Raw genomic sequence first — 24,751 nt, forward strand, 5'->3', positions numbered from 1 at the left:
ATTCGCCGTTTTGTTTATTTAAAAAGCAGTTAAACTAAAAGAGTGATTTTTCTCTTTACCTTTGGCGAAACTTCTCTATAATTCGTCGTCATTGCAGGGGCGTAGTTCCAATTGGTAGAACAGCGGTCTCCAAAACCGATGGTTGGGAGTTCGAATCTCTCCGCCCCTGCCATTTCTTCTTTACATCGTTTTTATTACTTCTTATATTGTTCAAATGTCTAATCTACTGAGTTGTTATGCATCCACGTTACGCAGCTATTTTTGATATAGAAAATCTTGAACTCAATCAGCATTATTGTCCAAAAATAAATGATCAAGCTAATACTTTATCGCAAAGCACGATAGCTAGTTCTTTAACGCTAAATGAGCAACTACTTGCAGACATTAAACTCAGTGCAGAGCCTATTATTATAAATAGCGTTGTGCAGGGCAGTGAGATGCAATTAAACGACAATAAGCTTACATTGCCAACCCCACAGCTCAACGGCTCTGAGAAGCGTGCTTTATGGGCTTTAATGAGTGAACACCTTGATAAACTTTAAATCAGTAGATGAAACTGCAATACCTCAATTAATGGCCATCGAAACAGCGTGTCATAGCCATCCGTGGACTTTAAATACAATGGGTTCATGTATAGGTGGGCGCTATTTTAATGTTGCCGCATTTGATGAGGCGAGCATGATTGGTTTTTATATTGGTGAAAAAGCAGGGCCTGATTTTACACTTATGGATATTTGTGTAACACCAAGTCACCAGGGTAAGGGTATTGCAAGGCAGTTGTTAGCGCAGTTTATTGAATATGGTGAGCAGCAAAATGCTGAAAACCTCTTTTTAGAAGTACGCGAATCAAATACGCGTGCTATTGCGCTGTACGAGCGCGCAGGCTTTGCTGAGATGTCAGTGCGTAAAAACTACTACCCAAGCGATAACCCTGCTAAAAATGGCTTTGAAGACGCTATTTTAATGGGTATGGCGCTAGGTTTAAACTTTTCATAATTAAAGTCGGTAATTAGCATTTAAAATATAGAGCCGCTAAAGTACTGCATTTGTACCGTTTTGTAAGTTTGCTTTTTAGGTTACTTTGTCGCTAATTGCTTGCTCAATGGCTGCTATTAAATCATTTACCAACTCGTCTCTTGGTACTTTATTGTTACTTTTTAAGTTCTCTTCAAGTGCCGCAGCGCTATGGTAAATTTCATCAAAGTTAAAGCATCCAGAACTGCCTTTAACACTGTGCGCTATGCCTCTTAATGCTTCCCAATCATCACAATGCTGCAAAGCTTTAACTTCTTCTAAATATGTAGGTAAGTTAGCTAAGTAATTATCGGCAATTTGCTGAAACTTTTCGCTCTTTAATAGGCTATCCCATTTATTTTGATTATCTTTTTCAAGATGCAGGTAGCTTACGAGTACGTTTTCCAGAGCATCTTTATCAATGGGTTTAGCCAGTGCTTTGTCGCAACCAGCTTCTAGATAAGTGCCTATATCATGGTTCATTACATTGGCAGTAAGGGCAATGATAGGGCCATCATACGCTGCATGACGAAGCATTTTAGTCGCTTCTAATCCGCCCATTACAGGCATTTGCATATCCATAATAATAAGTTGGTAGTCGTTTACGAGCGCCATTTCTACAGCTTGTGCGCCATTACTGGCAATATCGGGTTCAAGACCCCAGGTTTGCAGTAATAATTTAATTAATAGTTGGTTATCTGGGTTATCCTCAGCCACTAATATATTGGCGTCGAAGCTATTGGTTGCAAACGATAAGAGAGGATCTTTCTCTGGTATTAACTGGCTGTCTTGCGTTAAAAATTCAAGCATGGGTTGATCATCAGAGAGCTGACATGCCACCCTAATTGTAACTCGGCTACCTACACCCACTTCACTTTCAAGATTTACATCGCCACCAAGTAACAGTGCTAAGTTTTTAGAAATACACAACCCAAGACCTGTACCACCAAAACGACGTGTAGTTGTGGCATCGGCTTGTTCAAACGGCTTAAATACACGTTCTATTTGATGCTCAGACATACCAATACCAGTATCTTTAATTACAAACTCTAGCTTTTGACTTGCTTGTAAATAATGCACACAAATAGACACGCTCCCATTTTCGGTAAATTTAACGGCGTTATTAGCAATGTTTATAAGTATTTGTTTTAAGCGGGTCACATCACTATAAATGGTGCGGGGGAGCGGCAGTTGATAGTCGATATTAAGGGTTAATTGTTTTTCTTGTGCCAGTGGTTGAATAATTGATTCAATATCGTGCACAAGCTGCACTACGTTTAACGCTGACAAATCAACAGCCAGCTTTTCAGCTTCAATTTTAGATAAATCGAGTATGTTATTTATTAACTCTAGTAAGTGTTTTGAATTACGTAAAATAGTGCTTAGGTGTTGTTTGTCATTCGCTACTTTATCGTTATGTAGTAACTGCTCTGTAAAGCCCATAATGGCCGTGAGCGGCGTGCGTATTTCGTGACTCATGTTGGCTAAAAAACGACTCTTAAGTTGATTAGCTTGCTCAGCTTGGCCAATAGCTAACTCAAGTTGGCTGTTCATAGCTTCAAGTGCTTGGGTACGACTTTCCACTTTATCTTCAAGGTGGTGTTTGTATTCTTCAAGCTGTTGTTGGTAGTGCCTTATTTGATTAACCATGTGGTTAAAGTCGTTAAATAAAACACCTACTTCATCATTTGTATGAGCTGGTAAGTGCACCGACAAATCGCCATCACCAACACGATGACTCGCAGCCCCGAGTAACTCAATTGGGTTAAGTAATAAATTGCGGACCACTACAAAAATTAATATTGGCAGGGTGATCACCGAAATAATAACAATTAAGCCTGTTATTAAACTTATGGCTTTACCTGATTGATAAAGCACCCCTTTGGGAATGGTCGATACGTAATAATATCCGCCGGGCATTTGCACTGCAAAAATCATTCGCTCTATTTTGTCTATGCTTGAGAGTTCAATAGTTGAAAGCATGCCGATATCAGCGAGGTCGTGCACTTGATTAAGTTCGTACTCGCTTATGTATTGGCCTCGCATATTATAATCGGAGCTAAATAAAATTTTCCCGTCTTTAGTCAACATTAAATTAAGCGTGTTGTTATATGGCGCTTCTAAAATACTAGAGTTTAGTATTGAAGGTTCTATATGTATTACAATAAAACCAAGCTGCTGTGGTCGTTTTAAATAGTAATCAACACTATAAATTCGTTGAATAAAATATAAACTAGTGGTGCCATCATCCTTTTGAATCATAAATTGCTGTTTACTTAAATTACTTTGCAATACTTGATTAAAAAACGGGTAGCTTTTAGGCGCTGTTGTTAGGTTGTTAGAGTAGTAGGCATCGCTTTTCCCACTGGCTGAAACTAAATTAATGCTAATTATATCGGGATAAGCTTCACTGTAACTGGCAAATACATCCATAAGCGCGCCAAGTTTTCGGGTGTAGTTACCGTTGGCACGAATGTCGTTTGCTAAAAAATCACTAAGTACTGGCGAGGTTGAAAGTAGTTTTGCTGTAGAGTGAAAAGAGTCGATATAATTAAATATTTTTTGCTGTTGTTGCTCAACAAAACGGCTCATAATTAAATCAGCTTGTTTTTGTGTTGAATTAGTTACATTGGTGAGCGTAAAGCCACCTAAAAATAGCAGCGGTAGAATAACAAGGGGTGTTATATACCATAATAATCTAATACTTAACTTACTGGTTTTCATGACCAAACGACTTATCCTCCATGCAATCTATCAATAATATGCGTTACGACTTTATTACACAAGCTTGTGGCGGTCTTGGTGGCTAAATTACAATCAGTAGTTGCATGGTATTTAGCTCTGTATTGGTGTTTTTTTATTTTATTAAGTTATTTTAATTTAATAAGTTACATGCTTATAACCGTTATTTTATTGTTCAAAAAAGTTTACATAAATTTACATCTTTTAAAGTCATTTTTTTAAGGATAAATGCTATCACTTAAAATTGAATATTCTAATTTACTCTCAGTTATAAATACCAGTGGGTTAACGCAGGGCTGTTAGCCGGGCCACTAGGTTATATTCTCAAGCAAGGCTTAAAAATTCTAATGGTGTGCAGAGGCTTGGTGTATTGTGTGCTGATTCTATTTATTTGGCTTATTACTGATTTTTTTATACCTCATTTGCAGTTAGGCTTCCCAAAATTCATATTAATAAAAAAGATCAGCTAATAACCAACCATTGATTGTTTATAAGGCCAAGATCAGCGAAAATAGTCTTCAATTACGATTAACATAACGGATCGCATGTGAAGGGCCAATTTAGGGCTTTTCTGATGGTGTGTTGAGCTTTCGAGGTTGCTCTATACCAATTTTATTAAAACAAGATCGTTCTAGCGTATTAAATAACTCACTAACTACGTTAAAAATTATTCATAGAGAATAAGTCTATGTGATAATTTCGCCTTGTTATTGCGCTATTTTATTATCGCTATAATAGAACGCTAATTTAATGCAATTGGTATTATTTAAGCCTTGAAAGCTCAGCATACTTAAAGTGGATAATATCCGTATACAAACTAAAAGAACTTTTTTAATGGCAGATCAAAATCTCCTTAGTGAAATTAATAAACGACGTACCTTTGCTATCATCTCTCACCCGGATGCTGGTAAAACAACCATTACCGAAAAAGTATTGTTATTCGGACAAGCGATTCAACGAGCCGGTACTGTAAAAGGCCGTGGTTCTAACCAACATGCAAAGTCTGACTGGATGGAAATGGAAAAAGAGCGTGGTATATCAGTTACTACCTCTGTAATGCAGTTTCCGTATAAAGACGCTTTGGTTAACTTACTAGATACACCAGGACACGAAGACTTCTCTGAAGATACTTACCGTACATTAACCGCAGTAGACTCGTGTTTAATGGTAATTGATGCAGCAAAAGGTGTAGAAGATCGTACTCGTAAGTTAATGGAAGTAACACGCCTACGCACAACACCAATCGTTACATTTATGAACAAATGTGACCGTGAAATTCGCGACCCGATGGAAGTGTTAGACGAAGTTGAAACAGAACTGAAAATTGCGTGTGCACCTATTACATGGCCGATTGGCTGTGGTAAAGAGTTTAAAGGTGTTTACCATATTCATAATGACGAAGCTATTTTATACAAATCAGGTCAAGGTCATAAAATTCAAGAAGTTCGTACTATTAAAGGTCTTGATAACCCTGAGCTAGATATTGCCATTGGTGAAGATTTAGCCGTGCAATTGCGTGACGAGCTTGAGCTTGTTATTGGTGCATCAAATGAATTTGATTTAGAGCTGTTTTTAGCTGGTGAGCTTTCGCCTGTTTATTACGGTACTGCACTCGGTAACTTTGGTGTTGACCACGTTTTAGATGGTTTGACTAAATGGGCACCAACGCCATTACCACGTGAAACTGAAGACAGACTTGTTGTTGCAACTGAAGAAAACTTTACCGGCTTTGTATTTAAAATTCAGGCAAACATGGATCCAAAACACCGAGACCGTATTGCATTTATGCGTATTGTGTCGGGTAAGTACAGCCAAGGCATGAAAATGAATCACGTGCGAATTGGCAAGCAAGTGAGCATTTCTGATGCGGTAACCTTTATGGCGGGCGATCGTGAGCGAGCAGAAGATGCTTACGCTGGCGATATTATTGGTTTGCATAACCACGGTACAATTCAAATTGGTGATACATTTACCCAAGGCGAAAAACTTAAATTTAGCGGTATCCCTAACTTTGCGCCTGAATTATTCCGCCGTATTCGTCTTCGCGATCCGCTTAAGCAAAAGCAATTATTAAAAGGCTTAGTACAGCTTTCTGAAGAGGGTGCTGTGCAGGTATTTAGACCGCTTATAAACAACGATTTAATTGTGGGCGCAGTAGGTGTACTTCAGTTTGATGTGGTTGTAGCACGTTTAAAAGCTGAATATAACGTAGATGCTATTTACGAAGGTATAAACGTAAATACAGCACGCTGGGTAGAAAGCAGCGATGTTAAAAAGTTTGAAGAATTTAAACGCAAGTGCGAAAGTAATTTAGCACTCGATGGTGGCGATAACTTAACTTACATAGCGCCGAGCCGTGTAAACCTTAACTTATCGGTAGAGCGTTACCCAGAAGTAACGTTTAACCATACACGCGAAAACTAGAACTCATTCAAAGAATTAAAAGAAAGCCTGCTTTGGTGGGCTTATAAAGGTAAAAACATGAATATTCGTACTATTTTAATCGAAAAAGCTATTGCAGCTATGGCTGGCGCAGGCTTACCTGAAGACACAAACCCAGCAGTAACACAAAGCACACGTCCACAATTTGGTGATTACCAAATTAATGCAGCTATGGGCGCGGCTAAAAAAATGAAAAGCAACCCACGTGAGCTTGCGCAAAAAATTATAGATAATCTTGATGTAAGCGATATTGCTCAAAAGACTGAAATTGCTGGCCCAGGTTTTATTAATATTCATTTAAAGCCTGAATTTTTAGCGCAAAGCGTACAAGCCGCTAACAGTGATGCAAAGCTTGCTGTAAACGAGCATGCTAACCCGCAAAAAGTGGTTGTTGACTATTCATCACCAAACCTTGCTAAAGAAATGCACGTAGGCCATTTACGTTCAACCATTATTGGTGACTCAATTGTGCGTGCGCTTGAATTTAGAGGCGACACGGTTGTACGTCAAAATCACATGGGTGATTGGGGCACGCAATTTGGTATGTTAATCGCGCATTTAGAAGATCAAATTAGCCAAGGTGTAGATTTAGATTCTGTAGCGCTTGCTGATTTAGAAACCTTTTACCGCGATGCTAAAAAACGCTTTGACGACGAAGAAGGCTTTGCAGATAAAGCACGTAATTACGTTGTTAAATTACAAGGCGGCGACGCGCACTGTGAAAAACTTTGGAAACTGTTTATAGCTACCTCAGTTAAGCATTCTGAAGAAGTATACAAGCGTTTAAATGTAACGCTTACTCAAGCCGATATTATGGCTGAAAGCGCATACAACGCAGAACTTAACGACATTATTAGCCTACTTAAAGATAAAAATATTGCAGTAGAGTCGCAAGGCGCGCAAGTTGTGTTTTTAGATGAGCTTGCCAACAAAGATGGTGAACCATCTGCGTTTATCGTACAAAAATCTGGCGGTGGCTTTTTATATGCAACAACCGATTTAGCGGCATGTGATTACCGTTCAAATAAATTAGGTGCTGATCGTATCTTAATTTTTGTAGATGCACGTCAAAATCTACACTTTAATCAAGTAGAGCTAACAGCGCGTAAAGCAGGTTTATTACGAGACGAAACAAGTTACGAGTTTTGCCCGTTTGGCACCATGATGGGCGCCGATAACAAACCATTTAAAACACGTACTGGCGGCACAGTAAAACTTGCTGACTTATTAGAAGAATCAATTAACCGTGCAGCTGCAAAACTAGCTGAACGTGAGTCTGATTTAAGTGATAGCGATCGCAGCGAGATTGCACGTAAAGTAGGTATTGGCGCAGTTAAATACGCCGACCTTTCTAAGCACCGTACCAGCGATTACATTTTTAACTGGGACAGCATGCTAAGCTTTGAAGGCGCAACCGCCCCTTACTTACAATATGCTTATACACGTATACGCAGTATTTTCCGTAAGTCAGGCGTTGATGCAGCTACATTAAATTCAGATGTTGCAATTATTGAGCCTCAAGAAAAAGCGCTAGCACTTAAGCTACTACAGCTTGAAGAAGTACTTGATTTAATGATCAGCGAAGCAACACCGCACGTACTATGTGGTTACTTATATGAGCTAGCAAGCTTATACATGACATTTTACGAAGCCTGCCCAGTACTTAAAGAGGGCGTAGAGCCAAGCGTGCGCGATAGCCGTTTAGTGTTGTGTAATTTGGTTTCTAAAACATTAGAAACGGGATTGGATTTGCTAGGTATTGAAGTTATGGAGCAAATGTAATCACCGTCGTATTTTAACCTAATACTGCGTTATCCAATCCGACTTACCCTAATCACATACAAACCGTATGCTCATAGGGATAAGTCAGGTTGGACGCCTTGTCTTAGGCTAAACTACTTAGGTGAACCGTCTGCTGCGTGTAGTTCGCTTTGACTGCGTTGTCGTGCTTTTTTAGCCTAAGTCACATACTAAATGTATGCTCCTTGGCATAAAAAAGCACTCCGTCTTGTCAGCACTTCTACACTTGCAGATATCTGAGTTGTGTAGTTCGCTTTAGCTGCGTTAAGAAGTTTATTTAGCCAAAGTCACATACAAACCGTATGCTCCTTGGCATAAATAGTTTTACCGCCTTGCTAGGACTCCTACACTTGCAGATATCTGAGTTGTGTAGTTTACGTTGTAGGTTGGGTTGAGTGAAACGAAACCCAACGATACACCTGAGACTCTATGTTTACTGCTATCGAATACACCTGAATCTTAATATTTGTTACTACTCAACATCCATTGTTTTAAGCTCGCTACTCTAAGCTCTTTTCTAAGGCTTTATTTAAAGGACTTGTTATGAAACTCGAAGATATCCGCCGTGAATACCTGCAAGACGCGTTAAGCGAAGATAACTTGCAAGATGATCCGTTTAAGCAGTTTGAAACATGGCTTGAGCATGCAGTGGCAAGCCAGTTACCCGACCCAACTGCGATGGTTGTAGCAACTGTTGATGAAACAGGTCAGCCTTCACAGCGCATTGTGCTTTTAAAGCATTTGGATGATAACGGTTTTGTATTTTTTACCAATACAGGTTCGCGTAAAGCGCAAGAGCTTAAAGGTAATAACAAAATATCGCTGCACTTTCCGTGGCACCACATGGAACGCCAAGTTATTGTGTATGGCGAGGCTAAACCATTACCTACATCTGCCGTGGCAAAGTACTTTTTATCTCGTCCTAAAGAAAGCCAATTAGCTGCGTGGGCGTCAGCGCAAAGTCGTCCGGTGTCATCACGTAAAGTACTCATGGAAACCTTCGCCAACATGAAAAATAAGTTTGCTAAAGGTGAAATACCACTTCCTGATTTTTGGGGCGGATATTGTGTAGTGCCCACTAAAATTGAGTTTTGGCAAGGTGGGGCGCATCGTTTGCATGACCGTTTTATGTATCAGCGCCAAGCAGATAACAGCTGGCAAATTACACGCTTAAACCCTTAATAAATAGATGAGTAAGTAACCGTGCAATTTATTGACTCTCATTGCCACCTCGACTTTAGCGAGTTTGATTCGAATCGTGAATCGCTCATAAACGAGTGTGTAGCAAAGGGAGTTAATCAGTTTGTTGTGCCGGGTATTACGCTTGCTCAATCACATACTCTCATAAAACTCAAAGCAACTTACCCAAGTATAAAAATAGCCGCAGGGCTACATCCTTACTTTTTAGAGCAACATAACGAATCGCACATAGAAGCGTTATTTGAATTCGCGACTGCAAATAAGCATCAGTTGGTAGCTATTGGGGAGTGCGGGCTTGATCGAAGTATTGAAAACCTTCCTAAACAAACTTATTTATTTGAGCAGCAAATAGGGCTTTCTAATGAGCTTAACTTACCGCTCATTGTGCATCATAGGCAAAGCCATGATTTAATTGCGCAATCGTTTAAGCGGTGTAAGCCAAAAAACGGGGGAGTGATTCATGCCTTTTCGGGCTCACTTCAACAAGCGCAGTACTATATTAAGCAGGGTTTTAAGCTTGGCATAGGCGGCGTTATTACCTATGATCGCGCAGTTAAAACACGCGCTGTTATTGCTGCTATTGAGCCAGAGCACTTAGTGCTTGAAACCGACTCACCTTCAATGCCGTTAAGCGGTCATCAAGGTGAAGTTAACACGCCATTACATATACCTGATGTATTTAACGCGTTATGTGATTTAAAGCCACATAGTAAAAGAGGGACGCTTGCAAAGCAGCTTTACGATTCTTGTTCAGATGTTTTTTGCATATAGCGATTTACCTGCCAACGTTTTAATCCACGCCCTAACTGCCACGTAAAAATACATGCAATCACTAGCATTAATAGTACCTGTCGACCTAAGTCATGAAAATGATTATGGCTGTCGGATATTGCGGCGCGAGTTAAATAAGTAACAGACACAAAGCCTATAGGGCGGTCATCATCGCTTATCACGGGTTCCATAAAAGGTGTTTTTAGTTTACTAATACCCGGTGTAGAGTCAGGGAGTTGTCCATAAATATGATGTGACTGCCAATTGTCACTGCTAGCAATTAAAATGCCTTGTTGATCATAAATAGTCGCAGAAAGTACAAATTCATCTTTACTTATATCGTTACAAATGGCGTTGAGCTGTGGTTTGTTTTTTTCAATAAGCGGTGTTTTAACATTTAAAGCCATAAACTGAGTGAGGCTTTTTGCCGTGCTATCGGCACTATCATAAAGTAACTGATGACTCTGAAAACTACTATTAACACCTACCCAGCTTAGTAATACAAAACAACCAGCCGCTAGTATTAAGCGAACAAGTCGTTTTCTTTGAGAAGCAGTAATAGGGTTTTTAATATGGTTATTTTTCATAGTCACCGTTTATGCTACTGACAGCATTTTGATTTGATGTTACAACTACACTAACTATAACCTTAAACCCCACCTGATGGCGAATTTAGTGTTGAGAATACCAGTTATGATATGCCAATTATCAGGAAAATAAAAATAAACACGGAGATCCCATGTCGCAAATCAACATGGCACAGCAAGCTGCTGAGCAACCATTACAACACTTAACTCTAAATAAATGGTTTAGCTATAGTGGTGGTGTATTTACACCTCTTGATTATATACCAAACAAAGCATTAGGGTTATTTAGCATCGCATTTGCGGGTGATTTTGAAGAAAAACACATTGTTAGCATTATTGATTTTTTAGCTACGCATAACCAAACAGTCAGTGCTATATGTCAATATCAACCAGATTTAGGGTTAGCTCCAGCACTGTGTTTTTACGCGAAAAACTCCGATCAAGCTATAAACCCGTTAGTACTACAAGAGTTTTCAAGCACTCTAGATTGTCAATTAGTGCAAGTTGCTACTGCGCCTAATTTATATGAGCCTGGTTTATTGGTTATGGATATGGATTCAACTGCAATAACTATTGAGTGCATAGACGAAATAGCACGCCTTGCGGATGTTTACGACGAAGTTGCCTCTGTAACCGCACTTGCAATGGCGGGTAAACTTGATTTTAGCGAGAGTTTAAATCAGCGCGTAGCTAAACTGGCTGGTATTGAAAAAAGCTTAATTGAAGAGCTAAAAAGTGTATTGCCACTCATGCCGGGTATTAAAGTGCTGTGTCAAATTCTAAAACAGCATGACTGGTATTTAGCAATTGCATCAGGTGGTTTTGTACCGTTTGCAGAGCGCGTTCAAGAGCTTATTAATTTAGATGAAGTGCACGCTAATGTACTCGAGTTTAAAGACGATAAACTAACAGGTAAAGTACTGGGTACAATTGTAGATGCACAACAAAAAGCAATTATTCTAGAGTCGTTACAACATAAACTAGGGCTTGAGAAGTCGCAAACAGTTGCTATTGGCGATGGCGCAAACGATTTAGTCATGATGGCAAAAGCTGGCCTAGGTGTAGCAGTGCATGGCAAACCTAAAGTAGTTGAGCAAGCACAAGCGGCTATTTGTGAAGGGTCATTATTACAATTGTTGTATATGTTGGCCATTCCGTTAGATAAAGAGCCCGCTCTTTAAAGTTGTTTAAGTTAAACCGCTTAGCGTAAGCGGTTTAACCAAATTAGTTTACGGCGGCCCATTTGTTCAACTTGCTCTTTTTTAAGCTCTAAATGGCTTAGAGCTTCTTCAGTTATATCTACTACGTCCCCCACACCCGCAACAGCCCATAAAGCTTCCTCTAAATCTTTTGCTTTATGCATAGCGTATTGGCTTACGTATTTTAGCTCGTTTGATAGGTAGTCAGTATCGGGGCGACCTGTGCGCGAAATATACAAACGCATCACAAATATAAGTTGTGATGTAATGCCTTTACTAATTTGTTTATAAAAGCTTGAGTAGTCTTCACCTAAAGCGCATTGGCTAACAATAGCTTCTTCAATTTTACCCTTACGAGGGTCGAAATTAATAGCGAGTGTAAAAGCAAGCGGTGCATCTTGGCGACTGCGATCTTTAATATTAGGCGTTATTACATTAATAATTTGCTCTTCGGTAAGAATACTCGAAAAGTCAGTTTTGTTACCTAATAAGCCAAAGTTTTGCAAAATAACATGCATAGGACTGGCGTATAAGCCATAACCAATTGCACCTGTTTTAAAGTGTGCAGCTTCTTTGTGTAAATACAGCGGAAATTGGCATACACTTTTTGTAACCATATTTCTAAGTGCGGTAGATAAGCCTTCTACTTTTGGCGCTTCTTCAGATACTTTAAGTTTGTCTTTATTCCCTTCTATTAACTGAGTGAAAAAAGTCACGCCAGCATGGGGTAAATCAGCAACACGATTCGCTTTTAGGTTAATAGTAGTGAATGACTTACTAATGGCCATTATTTCGTACTTTAGTTCGCTAAGTTTATGCTTTTTAGTTATTTTTTGAAGCTCAGGAAATGTTAAAAGTACTATATCACCTTTTTTAAATGTGACTGGTTGCTCGCACTCTAATTGCAAACCCATTACAGAAAAGTCACGTGTATAACCGTTAAATACTTCATCATTAATAGTGACGCTAACCGGTGTTTTATAAAGGTAGCGCTTATGCGAGCGTAAATTTACGTATTCAAGTGGCACAATATCTAAATAAGGTGGCGTTTTATGTTTTGCGTGGCCAAAATGTTTAAGCTGATTTACTAACGCTTTATCAAAAGTAAGTTGTTTATAATCTGCTTGCTCTGTTTTATTGCCAATACTTGTAAGTACAACAATATATTTAACGTCTTTTATAAGGCCTTTAACTCGAGGGGAAGGCGGCTTGTTGAGTTTTTCAATATTAGCGCCAGCACTATTAGGTAATGAAAGCGGTATAAAAGAATCATCTGGATGACTTGGCATTATTTGTATTTTAAAGCACTGCCAACTTTCTTTTTGGCTACCAAAACCTAAAAATAGATCACGTAATTTAGGGTTATTATTTAGCTCAGTTCGTGTCGCAGAGTAATAGTAAATTTTACCCGATGATATATGTGTAAATGTATAGAGGTAATCTTCTTTGACCGCGGTAATTTGGGTTAGTAATTGTGTAATGCGCTGATGATTGAGTATATTGTACAAACACGGTGTTTTTCTTTCATCGGTAAAATAGCGCTGGATAAAAATATTATTTTCAGTAGTAAGGCTAAGGCTTGGGTAATACTGTTCATCTTTTTTGCTTAAAAATACATATAAAGACGTTACACGAGGGATGTAGTATTGCTCATATCCCTTTGATACTACAGCATCGAGCGTGTTATCTAAATTTACTTTATAACGACGTTTATTACCGTGAATAAAGCTTTCTAAAAAGTCATTAAAGGCATCGTTATTTTCGATATAAGTGCGTTTTAAGCGAATGTGGTTGTATTCACGAGAGATATTTTCAACGGCAACAACCTCGTATTGAATACCGTTTTTTAGGCCAAGTTCAAAGTCTTGTTCAAGGCCTACCAAGCGCATTGCTATTAGTTCACCTTTTTTTATAGAGTAGCGCGTTGCAAGCTTAACTTTACAACCGCTTAAAGATATATCTGAGGTGCTAGCAGCAATGTTCTTTTTATCTTTGTAATCAATAGTTACTTTTATTGAGTAATTCATCCGTTCTTCACGGCGGCTCTCGTAAGAGGCAAACTTAATTACTTCAGTGCTTAAGTTACTTTCTGATTCTTGTAGTTCTGATTTTTCGGCGGCTTGTTTTTGTAATACGCGGTGGTTATTTTCTGTATTCATTACGGCTTCGTAAACGGCTAGAGTATATTCACCATGCTGTTTAAGTGCTTTTTCAAACACTTCAATGGCTGTGTCATCCATAAAGTGCTGTTTACCGTTATGCTCATACGGTTTTACTTGGCCCGTCACTAATCCACGAAGATCAACAAAGCGTGCCACTGGCTGAGATAAGCGTGACATTTCCATTTTCATCAAAAATTGCTCAGGTTTGGTTAACCCAGCGGTTTTTGATTTGAAAATTAGGTCAAATTTAGCATTGCCTAAATATGTTTTTAACTCATTCACGAGGTCTTCGTGTTTGAGCATTATGTCATCAGCCATTTATAAAACCATCACCGTCTAATTGAAAAAGTAGGTATACTGTTAAGTCCATTTATTAGAAGTTCAATAAACGTTAAATCGCGCTATGTTATTAATATAGGTACAATTATTTTAGTTACTACTGTTTAGCTCTTGTTATTATGTGTTATATGCCATTTTGTTGGCAAGTTACTTTAAACTATTTCAAAGCAAAAAGTATGCCCTAAATTATAGCTAAAAAGAAACACCATGTGTATTTAATGATTGTGACGCTAGATTTTTACGCAGGCAAGAGTTTGTTGCTAAGTAAATGCTTGAAGTGGCAAAATAAGTTATTAACAGTAAATGTTTTTAAAATTAGAGAATCGTAGATAAGGTTATAAATGACTAAAGCGGCAAAAATAGAGTTTGTGTGTACAGAATGTGGCATGAACTACCCACGTTGGCAGGGTCAATGCCGCTGCGGTGCGTGGAACACATTAGCAGAATTTAAACCTTCAGCAGGGCAGAGTAAAAAAGCGTCAGTTCGAGCAAATGTAGGTGGTTATGCTGGCGGTGCTGGTGGCGGCTCTAAAAAAATTAATGATATTGCTACGTCAGAGGCAGAAAAACAGCTGACAGAAATTGGCGAGCTCGATCGTGTGCTAAGCGGTGGTGTAACTACCGGCTCTGTTAATATAATTTCGGGTGATCCAGGTGCTGGTAAAACAACATTGCTATCTGACCTAGTAGCGAGAATGTCACAACGTATGCCGTCACTTTACTGTACGGCCGAGGAGTCATTATCGCAGTTTAAAAACAGGGTAAATCGTTTAAAGTTAAACTATAACCCTGACGAGCTTTATTTACTTTCAGAAACCAGTGTTGAAACCATCATTGAAGAGCTCGAGAAAAATAAAATTAAGTTTGCTGTTATTGACTCTATTCAAGCGGTTGTAACCGAAACGGCAAATGGTAGCCCAGGTTCCCCTTCGCAAGTAAAAAGTGCCGCCCAAGCATTGACTCAATACTGTAAGCAAAATGATGTAACCATGTTCATTATTGCTCATGTAAATAAAAATAACGAAATAGCAGGTCCTCAAACACTTGTACATATTGTCGATGCGCTTTTACACATAGACACCAACGATGGGCAAATTAGAACCCTTAGGGCAAATAAAAACCGCTTTGGTGATATTGATACTGTTGGTATTTTTAAAATGTGCGAACGTGGTATGTTGAGTGTTGATAACCCGAGCGAAATATTTTTATCGGGGTCTACAACCGACTCGCCAGGCTCTACAATTACCTGTATCCGTAAAGGTAATCGAAATTTACTACTTGAGATTCAATGTTTAACTACCGAAACCGAGGCGGAATTTCCGCAGCGTGTTTGCGTTGGTTTAAACATGAACCGCATAAAAATGCTGACTGGCATATTACGAAAACACACTAAAACCAAAATATTCCACGATACGTTTTTTAATATTGTGGGTGGCCTAAGAATAGATGAAACAGAAACTTGTATTGATTTAGCATTAGTAACCGCGTTACTTAGCAGCTTAAACGAATTTGTTGTGCCTCGTACCACGTGTATTATGGGTGAGCTTAGCTTAAATGGCGATGTACGCCCAATTGACAGTGGCGTACCACGTGTTAAAGAAGCGGCACAACATGGTTTTACAGAAATATATATTCCATTTCGTAATTACCATAAGTCGATGGAAGGGCTGGGCGCTAAAATTACCCCAGTTAAAACAGTACATGAGTTGCTTAGTTTAATTAATTAATACTTACGGGTGTTAATGTGTAATGTTACTCTTAATAAAACTCGGTTTACACAAAGAATAGAATAAGGAAATAACATGAAAAAGTTAGTAATAGTTGCAGCGATTGTAGCTGCGGGCGTTGGTGGCGTGAGCTATGCAAATTATTTAGCTACACAAGAAGTGCGTGCAGAAGTAGATAAGCAACTTGCTTTAGTAAGCGAGCAAACTGGCGCTACATTTAAATACGCTGGTTTATCGGCAAGTGTTATTTCAAAAAGCGTAGAAATAACAAACATGGAAGTAATAAGCCCAGAGGGCGACAATGTTGCTAATATTCAAAGCATTGAAATAACTGGTTACGAGCCAGATAAAATATCACCGCATACATCATTTGATGTAAAAAGCTTTCAGTTTGATAAAGACTTTGTTTCAAAATTACCTGCTGATACAAACGAAATGCTCGCGTCGGCAAGTTACGACTTACATTCATCACTTGATTACGATGAAGAGTCTGGCAATAGTGATGTAGTAGTTAAGCTTGATGCAAAAGACATTGTTAGTTTTAATATGGATATGGGCTTGGCTAATTCAAAAGCATTAATGGATGCTTCATTAGCGATTAGTAAAGCGCAGCAAGAAGCGGGTAACCAGCCACTTACTTATGAGCAAGAGTTACAGCAGCAAACACTTGTTATGCAAGCAATGAGTAAGTTAGAGCCGCGCAATGTTAGCTTTGCCTTAAATAACCAAGGTAAGTTAAAAGATTTACTATCAAGCGAGCTTGAAAAGCAAGGCATGACGCTAGAGCAGATGGAAATGACGCTAGAGCAGCAGTTACAACAGGCTCCTGTAACTGAAAATATTGCAGAGGCTTTAACAAGCTTTGCTAAAGGTTTAAATTCATTCAGTGTGTCTGCAAAGCTACCTGAAGGTAAAACTATGATGGAAATTAACCAACAAGTTATGATGCTAGTAGGGCAACCTGAAGAGCTAGTTAAGTTTATTAACTTAGAAGTTAAAGGTGATTAAGCCTTAGTTTTGTATTAATAAAGGCGCCAATTGGCGCCTTTATTATTTTGTGTTGTTATAAGCAGTTAGTAACTCTGATTACTAAAGCAGTTTGCTTTTATGATATTGGTGATTATTTGTTGTGATGGTTTTATTTTTTCCATCGCTAAAAACTCATCAGGCTGATGCGCTTGGTTAATTGAGCCTGGGCCCATTACGATTGTTTCACAACCGAGTTGCTGGATAAACGGCGCTTCAGTGCAGTAATTTACTGCGACCGCTTTTTGCCCCGCTATTTTTTCAGCCATTTTAACTAAAGCACTGTCGGTGCTACCACTAAACGCCGGGATTGGTTCATGTAAATCAATAACGCTCACCGCATTTGGGTATTGCTGATTTATCTCTTTTGTTGCATCAAGCACTAATGCTTGTAGTTCTTGTACACTTAAACCTGGTAATGGGCGCATATCTATATGCATTTCACAGCAACCACAAATTCTATTCGCATTATCGCCACCATGAATATTACCTAAGTTTAATGTTGGATAAGGAATTTTAAAGTGATTTATTGAATACTTATGCTTTAATTGCTCTTTTAAGATCATCAATTTTGTGATCACTTTATGCATTACTTCAATGGCGTTAAGGCCACGTTCGGGATCTGAGCTATGCCCAGAGCGACCAACCACTCTTATTGCTGTACTCATATGGCCCTTGTGCATAAATACTGGCGTCATATCAGTAGGTTCGCCAATTATACAGCGTGCAGGTTTTAAATTAGGGTGCTTACATATTTGCTGTGCACCTGCCATAGTTGTTTCTTCATCGGCAGTGGCGAGTATTAAAATAGGTTGAGTTTGCTGCTTTTCATCAAGTTCACTAATCGCTTGTAATACAAAAGCAAAAAAGCCTTTCATATCAATGCTTCCTAGCCCGTACAATTTATTGTCGAGTTCGGTAAGTTCAAACGGATTGTGGTTCCAGCGGCTGTCATCAAAAGGCACTGTATCAGTGTGGCCCGCAAGCATTAACCCGCCATCGCCTTTTCCACGCTTTGCTAATAAATTAAAGCGGCCTTTACCTCCTTCTAATTCAATAATTTCACACGTAAAACCGAGTGTTTCGCACCACCTCGCAAGGAGTTCAATTACGTTTTTATTGCTCATACACAAGCTGTCTTCAATTGCACTAATAGAAGGGGCTGCAATCAATTGTTGATACATAGAAATAAACGAAGGCAAAGGCATAAAAAAATCCAAAATTATTATTCAATTTAATTGCATAACAATATAAAAGTATTTATGATGAATATCAATTCACTTTTTAAGCATAAATATATTAAAGTAAAGCTATGAAAATAATGCGACGATAATCTACAAATTCATTAAATTAAGTCTTAATTTAGCGTCTTAGCTAGTTTAAGCGAACAACATATATATTTAGCAGTAAATTTTAAAATAACGAGTAATCAATGAATGTAGTTATTATTGGCGCAAGCGGTTATAGCGGCGCAGAGTTAGCAAGCTTAGTTGCTAATCATCCAAACCTTACCTTAACAGGCTGTTATGTATCTGAGGGTAGCTTAGATAAAAATAAATTACTAAGTGATTTATACCCAGAGCACCTTGGCTTACTAGATTGTCCTTTACTTCCTCTTAGTGCATCAGCTTTTGATGACATTCAAAGTGATGCTGACTATGTGTGTTTATGTACCGATCACAAAGTAAGTGTTGATTTAGCGCCTCAATTTTTAGCTATGGGTAAAAAAGTATTTGATTTATCTGGTGGCTATCGCCTAGCAAATAATGATGATTACGTTACTTATTATGGTTTTGAGCATCAACACCCAGAGCTTTTAAATGAAGCGGCTTACGGTTTAGCAGAGTGGAACAGTGATGCTATCGCTAACGCAAAGCTAATTGCTGTTGCAGGCTGTTACCCAACAGCGGCGCTCAATGCACTTAAACCGCTTAAACAAGCAGGCTTATTGAGCAGCGAAAGTATTATTATTAATGCCGTTTCGGGTGTTACGGGTGCCGGGCGTAAAGCGAGTGTAGGAACACATTTTTGTGAGGTATCGCTTGCACCTTATGGTTTGTTTAACCATCGCCACGGTCCTGAAATTGAACAACACCTTGGCCACAAAGTATTATTTACACCGCATCTAGGTAGCTTTCCGCGCGGTATATTAGAAACTATTTATGTACAACTTAAGCCAGGCGTTACCAAGGAAAGCGTTGCATCTGCTTATCAAGTGCTTGCTAACGAACCATTAATTCGTTTGTTAGGCGATAAAATACCGTCAATTAAAGGTGTTGCTAAGCAACCATTTGTTGATATTGGTTGGCAGCAACAAGGCACGCAGTTAATTGTAATGTCTGCCATTGACAACTTATTAAAAGGCGCTGCTGGACAAGCTTTGCAGTGTATTAATATTTCTATGAATTTAGATCACACTACGGGCTTAAAAGGAGCGTTTTAAATGAGTAAAAAAACGTGGGTTATTAAACTCGGTGGTGCAGTACTTAATACAGAAAATGCAGCAAAAGCGTTATTTGACGTGCTAAGCGAGCAAAAAAATGATGAGTTTGTCATTGTTCATGGCGGTGGTTCTTTAGTAGATACATGGCTAAAGCAAGCGGGTTTTGCTAGTGCTAAACACCAAGGTTTACGTATTAGTCCAGCAGAGCAAATGCCTTATATAGTGGGTGCGCTTGCAGGTTGCGCTAATAAACAATTAATGACTCAAGCTATAAGCGCAGGGCATAAGCCTGTCGGCTTAAGTCTTTTTGAGGCGGGTGTGACTGCAACCCAAAAATTAAAAGCGCTTTGCTTAGTGGGTAAATGCACAAGTAACGACGATTCTATCATCAATGATTTACTTAGAATTTCTCGTTTACCTATTGTTAGCTCTATCGGCTTTGATGAACAAGGCTTGTGGTACAACGTAAATGCAGATGAAGCTGCAGCGGCTATTGCCAGTAATTTAAATGCAGAACTAATTTTTATGACGGATGTAGAAGCGGTACTTGACGCAAATAAACAACCGTTACATCAACTTGACACAAAACACATTGATACTTTAATTACAGATGGAGTAATTGTGGGCGGGATGGAGGTCAAAGTTAAGACCAGCCTTCACGCTGCCCAACATTTACGACGCGGTGTGTATATTTCCAGCTGGCAAAAGCCAGAAAATTTAACTGCTCTGCTGCAAGGCGAGCATGTCGGAACAAAGATTACACCATAGGTTTATTATGTTTGAGAATTTTTTAACGGGTTTAGAATTAGACCAAGAAGGCGCACTTAATTTATTAAAGTTAGCGCAAGATATAAAAGCAAAGCCAGAAAAATACAGCCAAGTATTATCGGGTAAATCAATCGTAACATTGTTTGAAAAACAAAGTTTACGTACACGTTTATCGTTTGATATAGGTATTAATCGCCTTGGTGGTCATGCTGTTTATTTAGATCAGCAAAATGGCGCTATGGGTGCACGTGAATCAATTAAAGATTTTGCACTTAATATTTCTACTTGGGCCGACGGTATTGTGGCGCGTGTAAATCAGCACAGCACATTAACCACGTTAGGTGAATATTCATCGGTACCTGTGGTAAATAGCTTGTGTGACTTGTACCACCCTTGCCAAGCGCTTGCTGATTTTTTAACACTTCAAGAAGTACATGGCGATGTGAGTCAGCTTAAAGTAGCTTACTTAGGTGAGGGCAATAACGTGACTCATTCATTGATGTTACTTGCCGCAACGCTAGGTACTGACTTTGTTGCTGTAACACCAAAAGGGTGTTCGCCAGATTCACAAATACTTAAAAAAGCAGAGCAAATTGCAGCAATGAATGGCGCATCAGTCATGGTGAGCGATAGAGTTGAAGCTGCAGTTGGTGCAAACGTTGTATACGCAGATACATGGGTATCAATGGGTGATACAACGCCGCTTGAGCAAGTAAAAGAAAAATACATGCCTTATCAATTAAACCAGGCATTGCTAGATCAAACAGGTGCGACTACGGTATTACATTGCCAACCGGCACACCGTGAATTTGAAATTACCTCTGAGGTAATGGATGGTCCAGCATCAAAAATCATTCAACAAGCAGAGAATCGCATGCATGCGCAAAATGCTCTGCTAGTTACATTACTAAATCCAAATTTTGTTAAGGAACACCTATGAGTTCAATTAAAAAAGTCGTTTTAGCCTATTCTGGTGGTCTTGATACGTCGGCTATCGTGCCATGGTTAAAAGAAAACTACGGCTGTGAAGTAATCGCGTTTGTTGCCGATGTAGGTCAAGGCGCTGAAGAACTTGAAGGCGTAGAAGCTAAAGCAATTGCCTCTGGTGCATCTGAATGTTACGTAGTTGACTTAAAAGATGAAATGGTAAGTGATTACATTTACCCAACGCTTAAAACGGGCTCAATTTACGAAGGTACTTATTTATTAGGTACTTCTATGGCGCGCCCAATTATTGCTAAAGCACAAGTTGAAATTGCACGTAAAGTAGGTGCTGATGCACTTTCTCATGGTTGTACTGGTAAAGGTAATGACCAAGTTCGTTTTGAATCATGTTTTGCAGCACTAGCCCCTGATTTAAAAGTAATTGCGCCATGGCGTGAGTGGGACTTATCGAGCCGTGAATCATTACTTGATTACTTAGCAGAGCGTGACATTCCGTGTTCAGCATCTGCTACAAAAATTTATAGCCGTGATGCTAACGCATGGCATATTTCGCACGAAGGTGGTGAGCTTGAAGACCCATGGTGTCAACCAACTGAACAAGTATGGACTTGGACTAACTCTCCAGAGCAAGCACCAGATAAATCAGAACTAGTAACATTAAAAGTTGTTGAAGGCGAAGTGGTTGCTGTAAATGGCGTAGAGCTTAAACCTTACGATTGTTTAGTTAAATTAAACGATATTGCATCGCCTCATGGTGTTGGACGTGTTGATATTGTAGAAAATCGTTTAGTTGGCATGAAGTCACGCGGTTGTTATGAAACGCCAGGCGGTACAGTCATTATGGCAGCGCTTCAAGCCATTGACGAGCTAGTGCTTGATAAAGCAAGCCGTAAGTGGAAAGAAGTACTCGGTGGCGAGTTCTCGCATTTAGTATACGACGGCCGTTGGTTTACGCCTCTTAAAGATTCTATTTTAGCCGGTGCTGAAGCACTTTCTAAAGTGGCAACAGGTGAAGTGGTACTTAAGCTATACAAAGGCCAAGTAACTGCAGTTCAAAAGCAGTCACCAAATAGCTTATACAGCGAAGCATTTGCTACATTTGGCGAAGATGATGTGTACGACCAATCACACGCTGAAGGCTTTATTCGTTTATTCTCGCTTTCAAGCAGAATTTCAGCACTCGCTAAAAAGTAATTTATTACGCCCCTTATAAAACGGGCACTACAGGGTTTGGAGAGATTTCATGGCATTATGGGGCGGACGTTTTTCTACGGGTCCAGATGAGGCGTTTAAGCAATTTAACGACTCTCTTCCCTTTGACTACCAGTTAGCAGAGCAAGATATTATTGGCTCTGTGGCATGGGCTGGTGCACTTGAACAGGTAAGTGTACTTTCAAGTGACGAGCACACAAGATTAGTGGCTGCATTAAATGAGCTGCTTGAAGAAGTTAAAGCAGATCCACAAGCGGTAGCTACTTCAGGTGCAGAGGATATTCATTCACATGTTGAAGCAGCTCTAATTGAAAAAGTAGGTGATTTAGCTAAAAAATTACATACAGGCCGAAGCCGTAATGACCAAGTTGCCACCGACTTTAGATTATGGTGCCGTGATACGGCTGACCATTTACTAGATGCTATTGCACAGCTTAAAGGCGAGTTTGTAGCGCTTGCAGAGCGAGAGCTTGGCACAATATTACCAGGTTACACGCACTTACAGCGCGCACAACCAGTATTGTTTAGCCACTGGTGTATGGCGTATGTAGAGATGCTAGAGCGTGATGAAAGCCGCCTGCAAGATGCTAAAGCGCGCATGAATTTTTGCCCATTAGGCAGTGGTGCATTAGCAGGTACTGCTTATCCGATTGATCGCCAAGCATTAGCGCATGGGCTAGGTTTTACAGCGGCTACAAAAAACAGCCTTGATGGTGTATCTGATCGTGATTTTGTTTTAGATCTTTTAAGTTGTGCGTCTATTTCGATGATTCACTTATCTCGTATGTCAGAGGATCTGATTTTTTATAATTCGGGTGAAGCCGGATTTATAGAGCTTGCTGATAACGTAACATCAGGCTCATCGCTCATGCCTCAGAAAAAAAATCCTGATGCACTCGAGCTTATTCGCGGTAAAACCGGACGTGTGTTTGGTGCATTTAGCGCTATGATGATGACGTTAAAAGCGCTGCCACTTGCATACAATAAAGATATGCAAGAGGATAAAGAAGGGCTATTCGACGCTATGCCAACATGGCTTGCATGTATTCATATGGCGCAAGCATGTATTAAAGGCGTTAAAGTAAATGGCGATAAGACACTTGCTGCAGCAAAAGGAGGGCATGCAAATGCCACCGAACTTGCTGATTACTTAGTTGCTAAAGGTGTGCCATTTAGAGAAGGGCATCACATTGTAGGTGTACTTGTACAGCTTGCGATTAGCGAAGGTAAAACGCTTGAAGAGCTATCGCTTGAGCAGTACAAATCAGTAAACACTGTATTTGAAGACGATGTTTACCCAGTACTTGAAATTGATGCATGTATAAAAGCACGTAAAGCCCTTGGTGGGACGTCTATTGAACAAGTAACGAATGCTGTTAAAGAAGCCAAAAAAAAACAGCAAATAACGGTACGTGATGCAAATTTAGATGATGTAGAAGCAATTGCCACGCTTATACAGCATTGGGCAACGGTAGGTGAAAACCTGCCTCGTGCAAAAAGCGATATGGTGCACTCTATTAACGAGTTTGCAGTAACAGAAATAAATGGAAAAGTGTCGGGCTGTGCGTCGTTATACATTTACGATACCGGCCTTGCTGAAATACGCTCATTGGGTATAGACCCAAAAAGTAAAGTGTCGGGGCAGGGTAGACAGCTTGTAGATCATCTACTTACTAAAGCCAAAAAATTGGCACTTAACCGAGTTATTGTATTAACACGCGTACCAGATTTTTTTGAACAACAACGTTTTACTTTTTGTAGCAAAGACTCTTTGCCTGAAAAAGTAATGAAAGATTGTGAACTTTGCCTTCGTAAAGAAAATTGTGACGAAGTAGCAATGGAATATATTTTGAAGTTAAGTACACGTGCGGAGATCCCGTGTAAATACGTAGCTTAAAATCCCTGGATACAAAAAACGTACGGTTATCCCTGTGCGTTTTTTTATGTTTGTAGTAAACTGGTCGGAGCTGTTTGGTTTGATTATATAAGTATGTTTTGAGTAAATTTTAAGGTGTCAAAAAAAGTTGGCACATTGGTTGCTTTGTATAAAGTAGATAGCAAAATAGCTATCACTACTTTAAACAGGTGATGCATTTATCTACATAATAATGTGGTTAAAAGTTGCACCAAATATAATTAAAACTTTTACAAGGATCAATCACATGCAAGTTTCAGCTAATAGCCAAGTACAAATGCAAGCATACAACAAAACACAACAATTAAAGCCTGCAATGGAACAAACTGCTAGCCCTAAAACCCTGCAATCTGATACAGTAAGCTTCTCTCAAGAGGCGATGACTGCTGCGAGTACTGATTTACAGCGTGGTGGCGCTGCAATCCTTTCAGGTGGTTCAGGTACTCGCCCTAAGTAATA

Annotated in this window: 19 protein-coding genes and 1 tRNA gene; 16 read left to right on the plus strand and 4 right to left on the minus strand. The window is 39.3% G+C overall.

Annotated elements, in window-relative coordinates:
* Positions 1-95: 95 nt before the first annotated feature.
* From I6E72_RS01745 to rimI, 3 genes are all read left to right on the plus strand, one after another.
* Positions 96-172, plus strand: a tRNA-Trp gene (locus I6E72_RS01745).
* A 64-nt stretch (positions 173-236) separates the two neighbouring features.
* Positions 237-542 carry a hypothetical protein gene (locus I6E72_RS01750; protein WP_197110872.1) on the plus strand — a complete coding sequence of 102 codons (306 nt, stop codon included), beginning with the start codon at positions 237-239 and terminating at the stop codon, positions 540-542.
* Complete coding sequence (gene rimI / locus I6E72_RS01755) at positions 529-996, plus strand: ribosomal protein S18-alanine N-acetyltransferase (RefSeq protein WP_007581622.1); 468 nt, start codon at positions 529-531, stop codon at positions 994-996. Before I6E72_RS01750 ends, rimI begins: the two co-directional genes overlap by 14 nt.
* A 75-nt stretch (positions 997-1,071) precedes the next feature.
* Here the strand turns inward: rimI and I6E72_RS01760 are convergent, their stop codons facing one another.
* Complete coding sequence (locus I6E72_RS01760; RefSeq protein ID WP_007581624.1) at positions 1,072-3,738, minus strand: ATP-binding protein; 2,667 nt, start codon at positions 3,736-3,738, stop codon at positions 1,072-1,074.
* Positions 3,739-4,590: 852 nt separating this feature from the next.
* Between I6E72_RS01760 and prfC the strand changes: the two genes are divergently transcribed.
* The 4 genes from prfC (at position 4,591) to I6E72_RS01780 (ending at position 9,969) form a co-directional block, all read left to right on the plus strand.
* A complete protein-coding gene (prfC, locus tag I6E72_RS01765; protein ID WP_197110873.1) occupies positions 4,591-6,180 on the plus strand; it encodes a peptide chain release factor 3 in 1,590 nt (529 codons plus the stop codon).
* Positions 6,181-6,237: 57 nt separating this feature from the next.
* Positions 6,238-7,980, plus strand: a complete 1,743-nt coding sequence (argS, locus tag I6E72_RS01770) for an arginine--tRNA ligase (protein ID WP_007581630.1) — start codon at positions 6,238-6,240, stop codon at positions 7,978-7,980.
* A gap of 561 nt (positions 7,981-8,541) precedes the next feature.
* Positions 8,542-9,180, plus strand: a complete 639-nt coding sequence (gene pdxH, locus I6E72_RS01775) for a pyridoxamine 5'-phosphate oxidase (RefSeq protein WP_002958774.1) — start codon at positions 8,542-8,544, stop codon at positions 9,178-9,180.
* Positions 9,181-9,201: 21 nt separating this feature from the next.
* Complete coding sequence (locus I6E72_RS01780) at positions 9,202-9,969, plus strand: TatD family hydrolase (RefSeq protein ID WP_197110874.1); 768 nt, start codon at positions 9,202-9,204, stop codon at positions 9,967-9,969.
* Here the strand turns inward: I6E72_RS01780 and I6E72_RS01785 are convergent.
* Positions 9,936-10,556 carry an AhpA/YtjB family protein gene (locus tag I6E72_RS01785; RefSeq protein WP_007581635.1) on the minus strand — a complete coding sequence of 207 codons (621 nt, stop codon included), beginning with the start codon at positions 10,554-10,556 and terminating at the stop codon, positions 9,936-9,938. The two genes, I6E72_RS01780 and I6E72_RS01785, sit on opposite strands and share 34 nt — an antisense overlap.
* A gap of 152 nt (positions 10,557-10,708) precedes the next feature.
* Here I6E72_RS01785 and serB point away from each other — a divergent pair, with 152 nt between their 5' ends.
* Complete coding sequence (gene serB / locus I6E72_RS01790) at positions 10,709-11,737, plus strand: phosphoserine phosphatase SerB (RefSeq protein ID WP_197110875.1); 1,029 nt, start codon at positions 10,709-10,711, stop codon at positions 11,735-11,737.
* Positions 11,738-11,757: 20 nt separating this feature from the next.
* Here serB and I6E72_RS01795 read toward each other — a convergent pair whose 3' ends face one another.
* Entirely contained in the window at positions 11,758-14,235 is a 2,478-nt protein-coding gene (locus tag I6E72_RS01795) for a PilZ domain-containing protein (protein ID WP_010553175.1), read from the minus strand.
* 362 nt (positions 14,236-14,597) lie between these two features.
* On the opposite strand from I6E72_RS01795, the gene radA reads away from it, so the two are divergent.
* On the plus strand, positions 14,598-15,983 hold the full coding sequence (radA, locus tag I6E72_RS01800) for a DNA repair protein RadA (protein ID WP_024590039.1): 1,386 nt from the start codon (positions 14,598-14,600) through the stop codon (positions 15,981-15,983).
* Between the two features lie 75 nt (positions 15,984-16,058).
* Positions 16,059-16,991: a hypothetical protein gene (locus tag I6E72_RS01805; RefSeq protein ID WP_197110876.1), complete on the plus strand. Its 933-nt coding sequence runs from the start codon at positions 16,059-16,061 to the stop codon at positions 16,989-16,991.
* 65 nt (positions 16,992-17,056) lie between these two features.
* Here the strand turns inward: I6E72_RS01805 and argE are convergent, their stop codons facing one another.
* The gene (gene argE / locus I6E72_RS01810) at positions 17,057-18,217 is read right to left on the minus strand and encodes an acetylornithine deacetylase (protein WP_197110877.1); all 1,161 of its coding nucleotides are present in this window, start codon (positions 18,215-18,217) and stop codon (positions 17,057-17,059) included.
* A gap of 224 nt (positions 18,218-18,441) precedes the next feature.
* Here argE and argC point away from each other — a divergent pair, with 224 nt between their 5' ends.
* The 6 genes from argC (at position 18,442) to I6E72_RS01840 (ending at position 24,749) form a co-directional block, all read left to right on the plus strand.
* Complete coding sequence (argC, locus tag I6E72_RS01815) at positions 18,442-19,452, plus strand: N-acetyl-gamma-glutamyl-phosphate reductase (RefSeq protein WP_197110879.1); 1,011 nt, start codon at positions 18,442-18,444, stop codon at positions 19,450-19,452.
* Positions 19,453-20,220 (plus strand): acetylglutamate kinase, encoded by a 768-nt coding sequence (gene argB / locus I6E72_RS01820; RefSeq protein WP_165727586.1) that lies wholly within the window; start codon positions 19,453-19,455, stop codon positions 20,218-20,220.
* Positions 20,221-20,227: 7 nt separating this feature from the next.
* Positions 20,228-21,160, plus strand: coding sequence for an ornithine carbamoyltransferase (locus tag I6E72_RS01825; RefSeq protein ID WP_024592295.1), 933 nt, complete (start codon positions 20,228-20,230; stop codon positions 21,158-21,160).
* The gene (locus tag I6E72_RS01830; RefSeq protein WP_007581653.1) at positions 21,157-22,359 is read left to right on the plus strand and encodes an argininosuccinate synthase; all 1,203 of its coding nucleotides are present in this window, start codon (positions 21,157-21,159) and stop codon (positions 22,357-22,359) included. The genes I6E72_RS01825 and I6E72_RS01830 overlap by 4 nt, the downstream gene beginning before the upstream one ends.
* Positions 22,360-22,408: 49 nt before the next feature.
* Positions 22,409-24,274 (plus strand): argininosuccinate lyase, encoded by a 1,866-nt coding sequence (gene argH, locus I6E72_RS01835; RefSeq protein ID WP_007581654.1) that lies wholly within the window; start codon positions 22,409-22,411, stop codon positions 24,272-24,274.
* A gap of 265 nt (positions 24,275-24,539) precedes the next feature.
* Positions 24,540-24,749, plus strand: a complete 210-nt coding sequence (locus I6E72_RS01840) for a hypothetical protein (protein ID WP_169059760.1) — start codon at positions 24,540-24,542, stop codon at positions 24,747-24,749.
* Positions 24,750-24,751 lie beyond the last annotated feature (2 nt).

It is taken from the genome of Pseudoalteromonas sp. NSLLW24 (assembly GCF_015864725.1).
In the GTDB taxonomy this organism is placed as follows: Bacteria; Pseudomonadota; Gammaproteobacteria; order Enterobacterales; family Alteromonadaceae; genus Pseudoalteromonas; species Pseudoalteromonas arctica.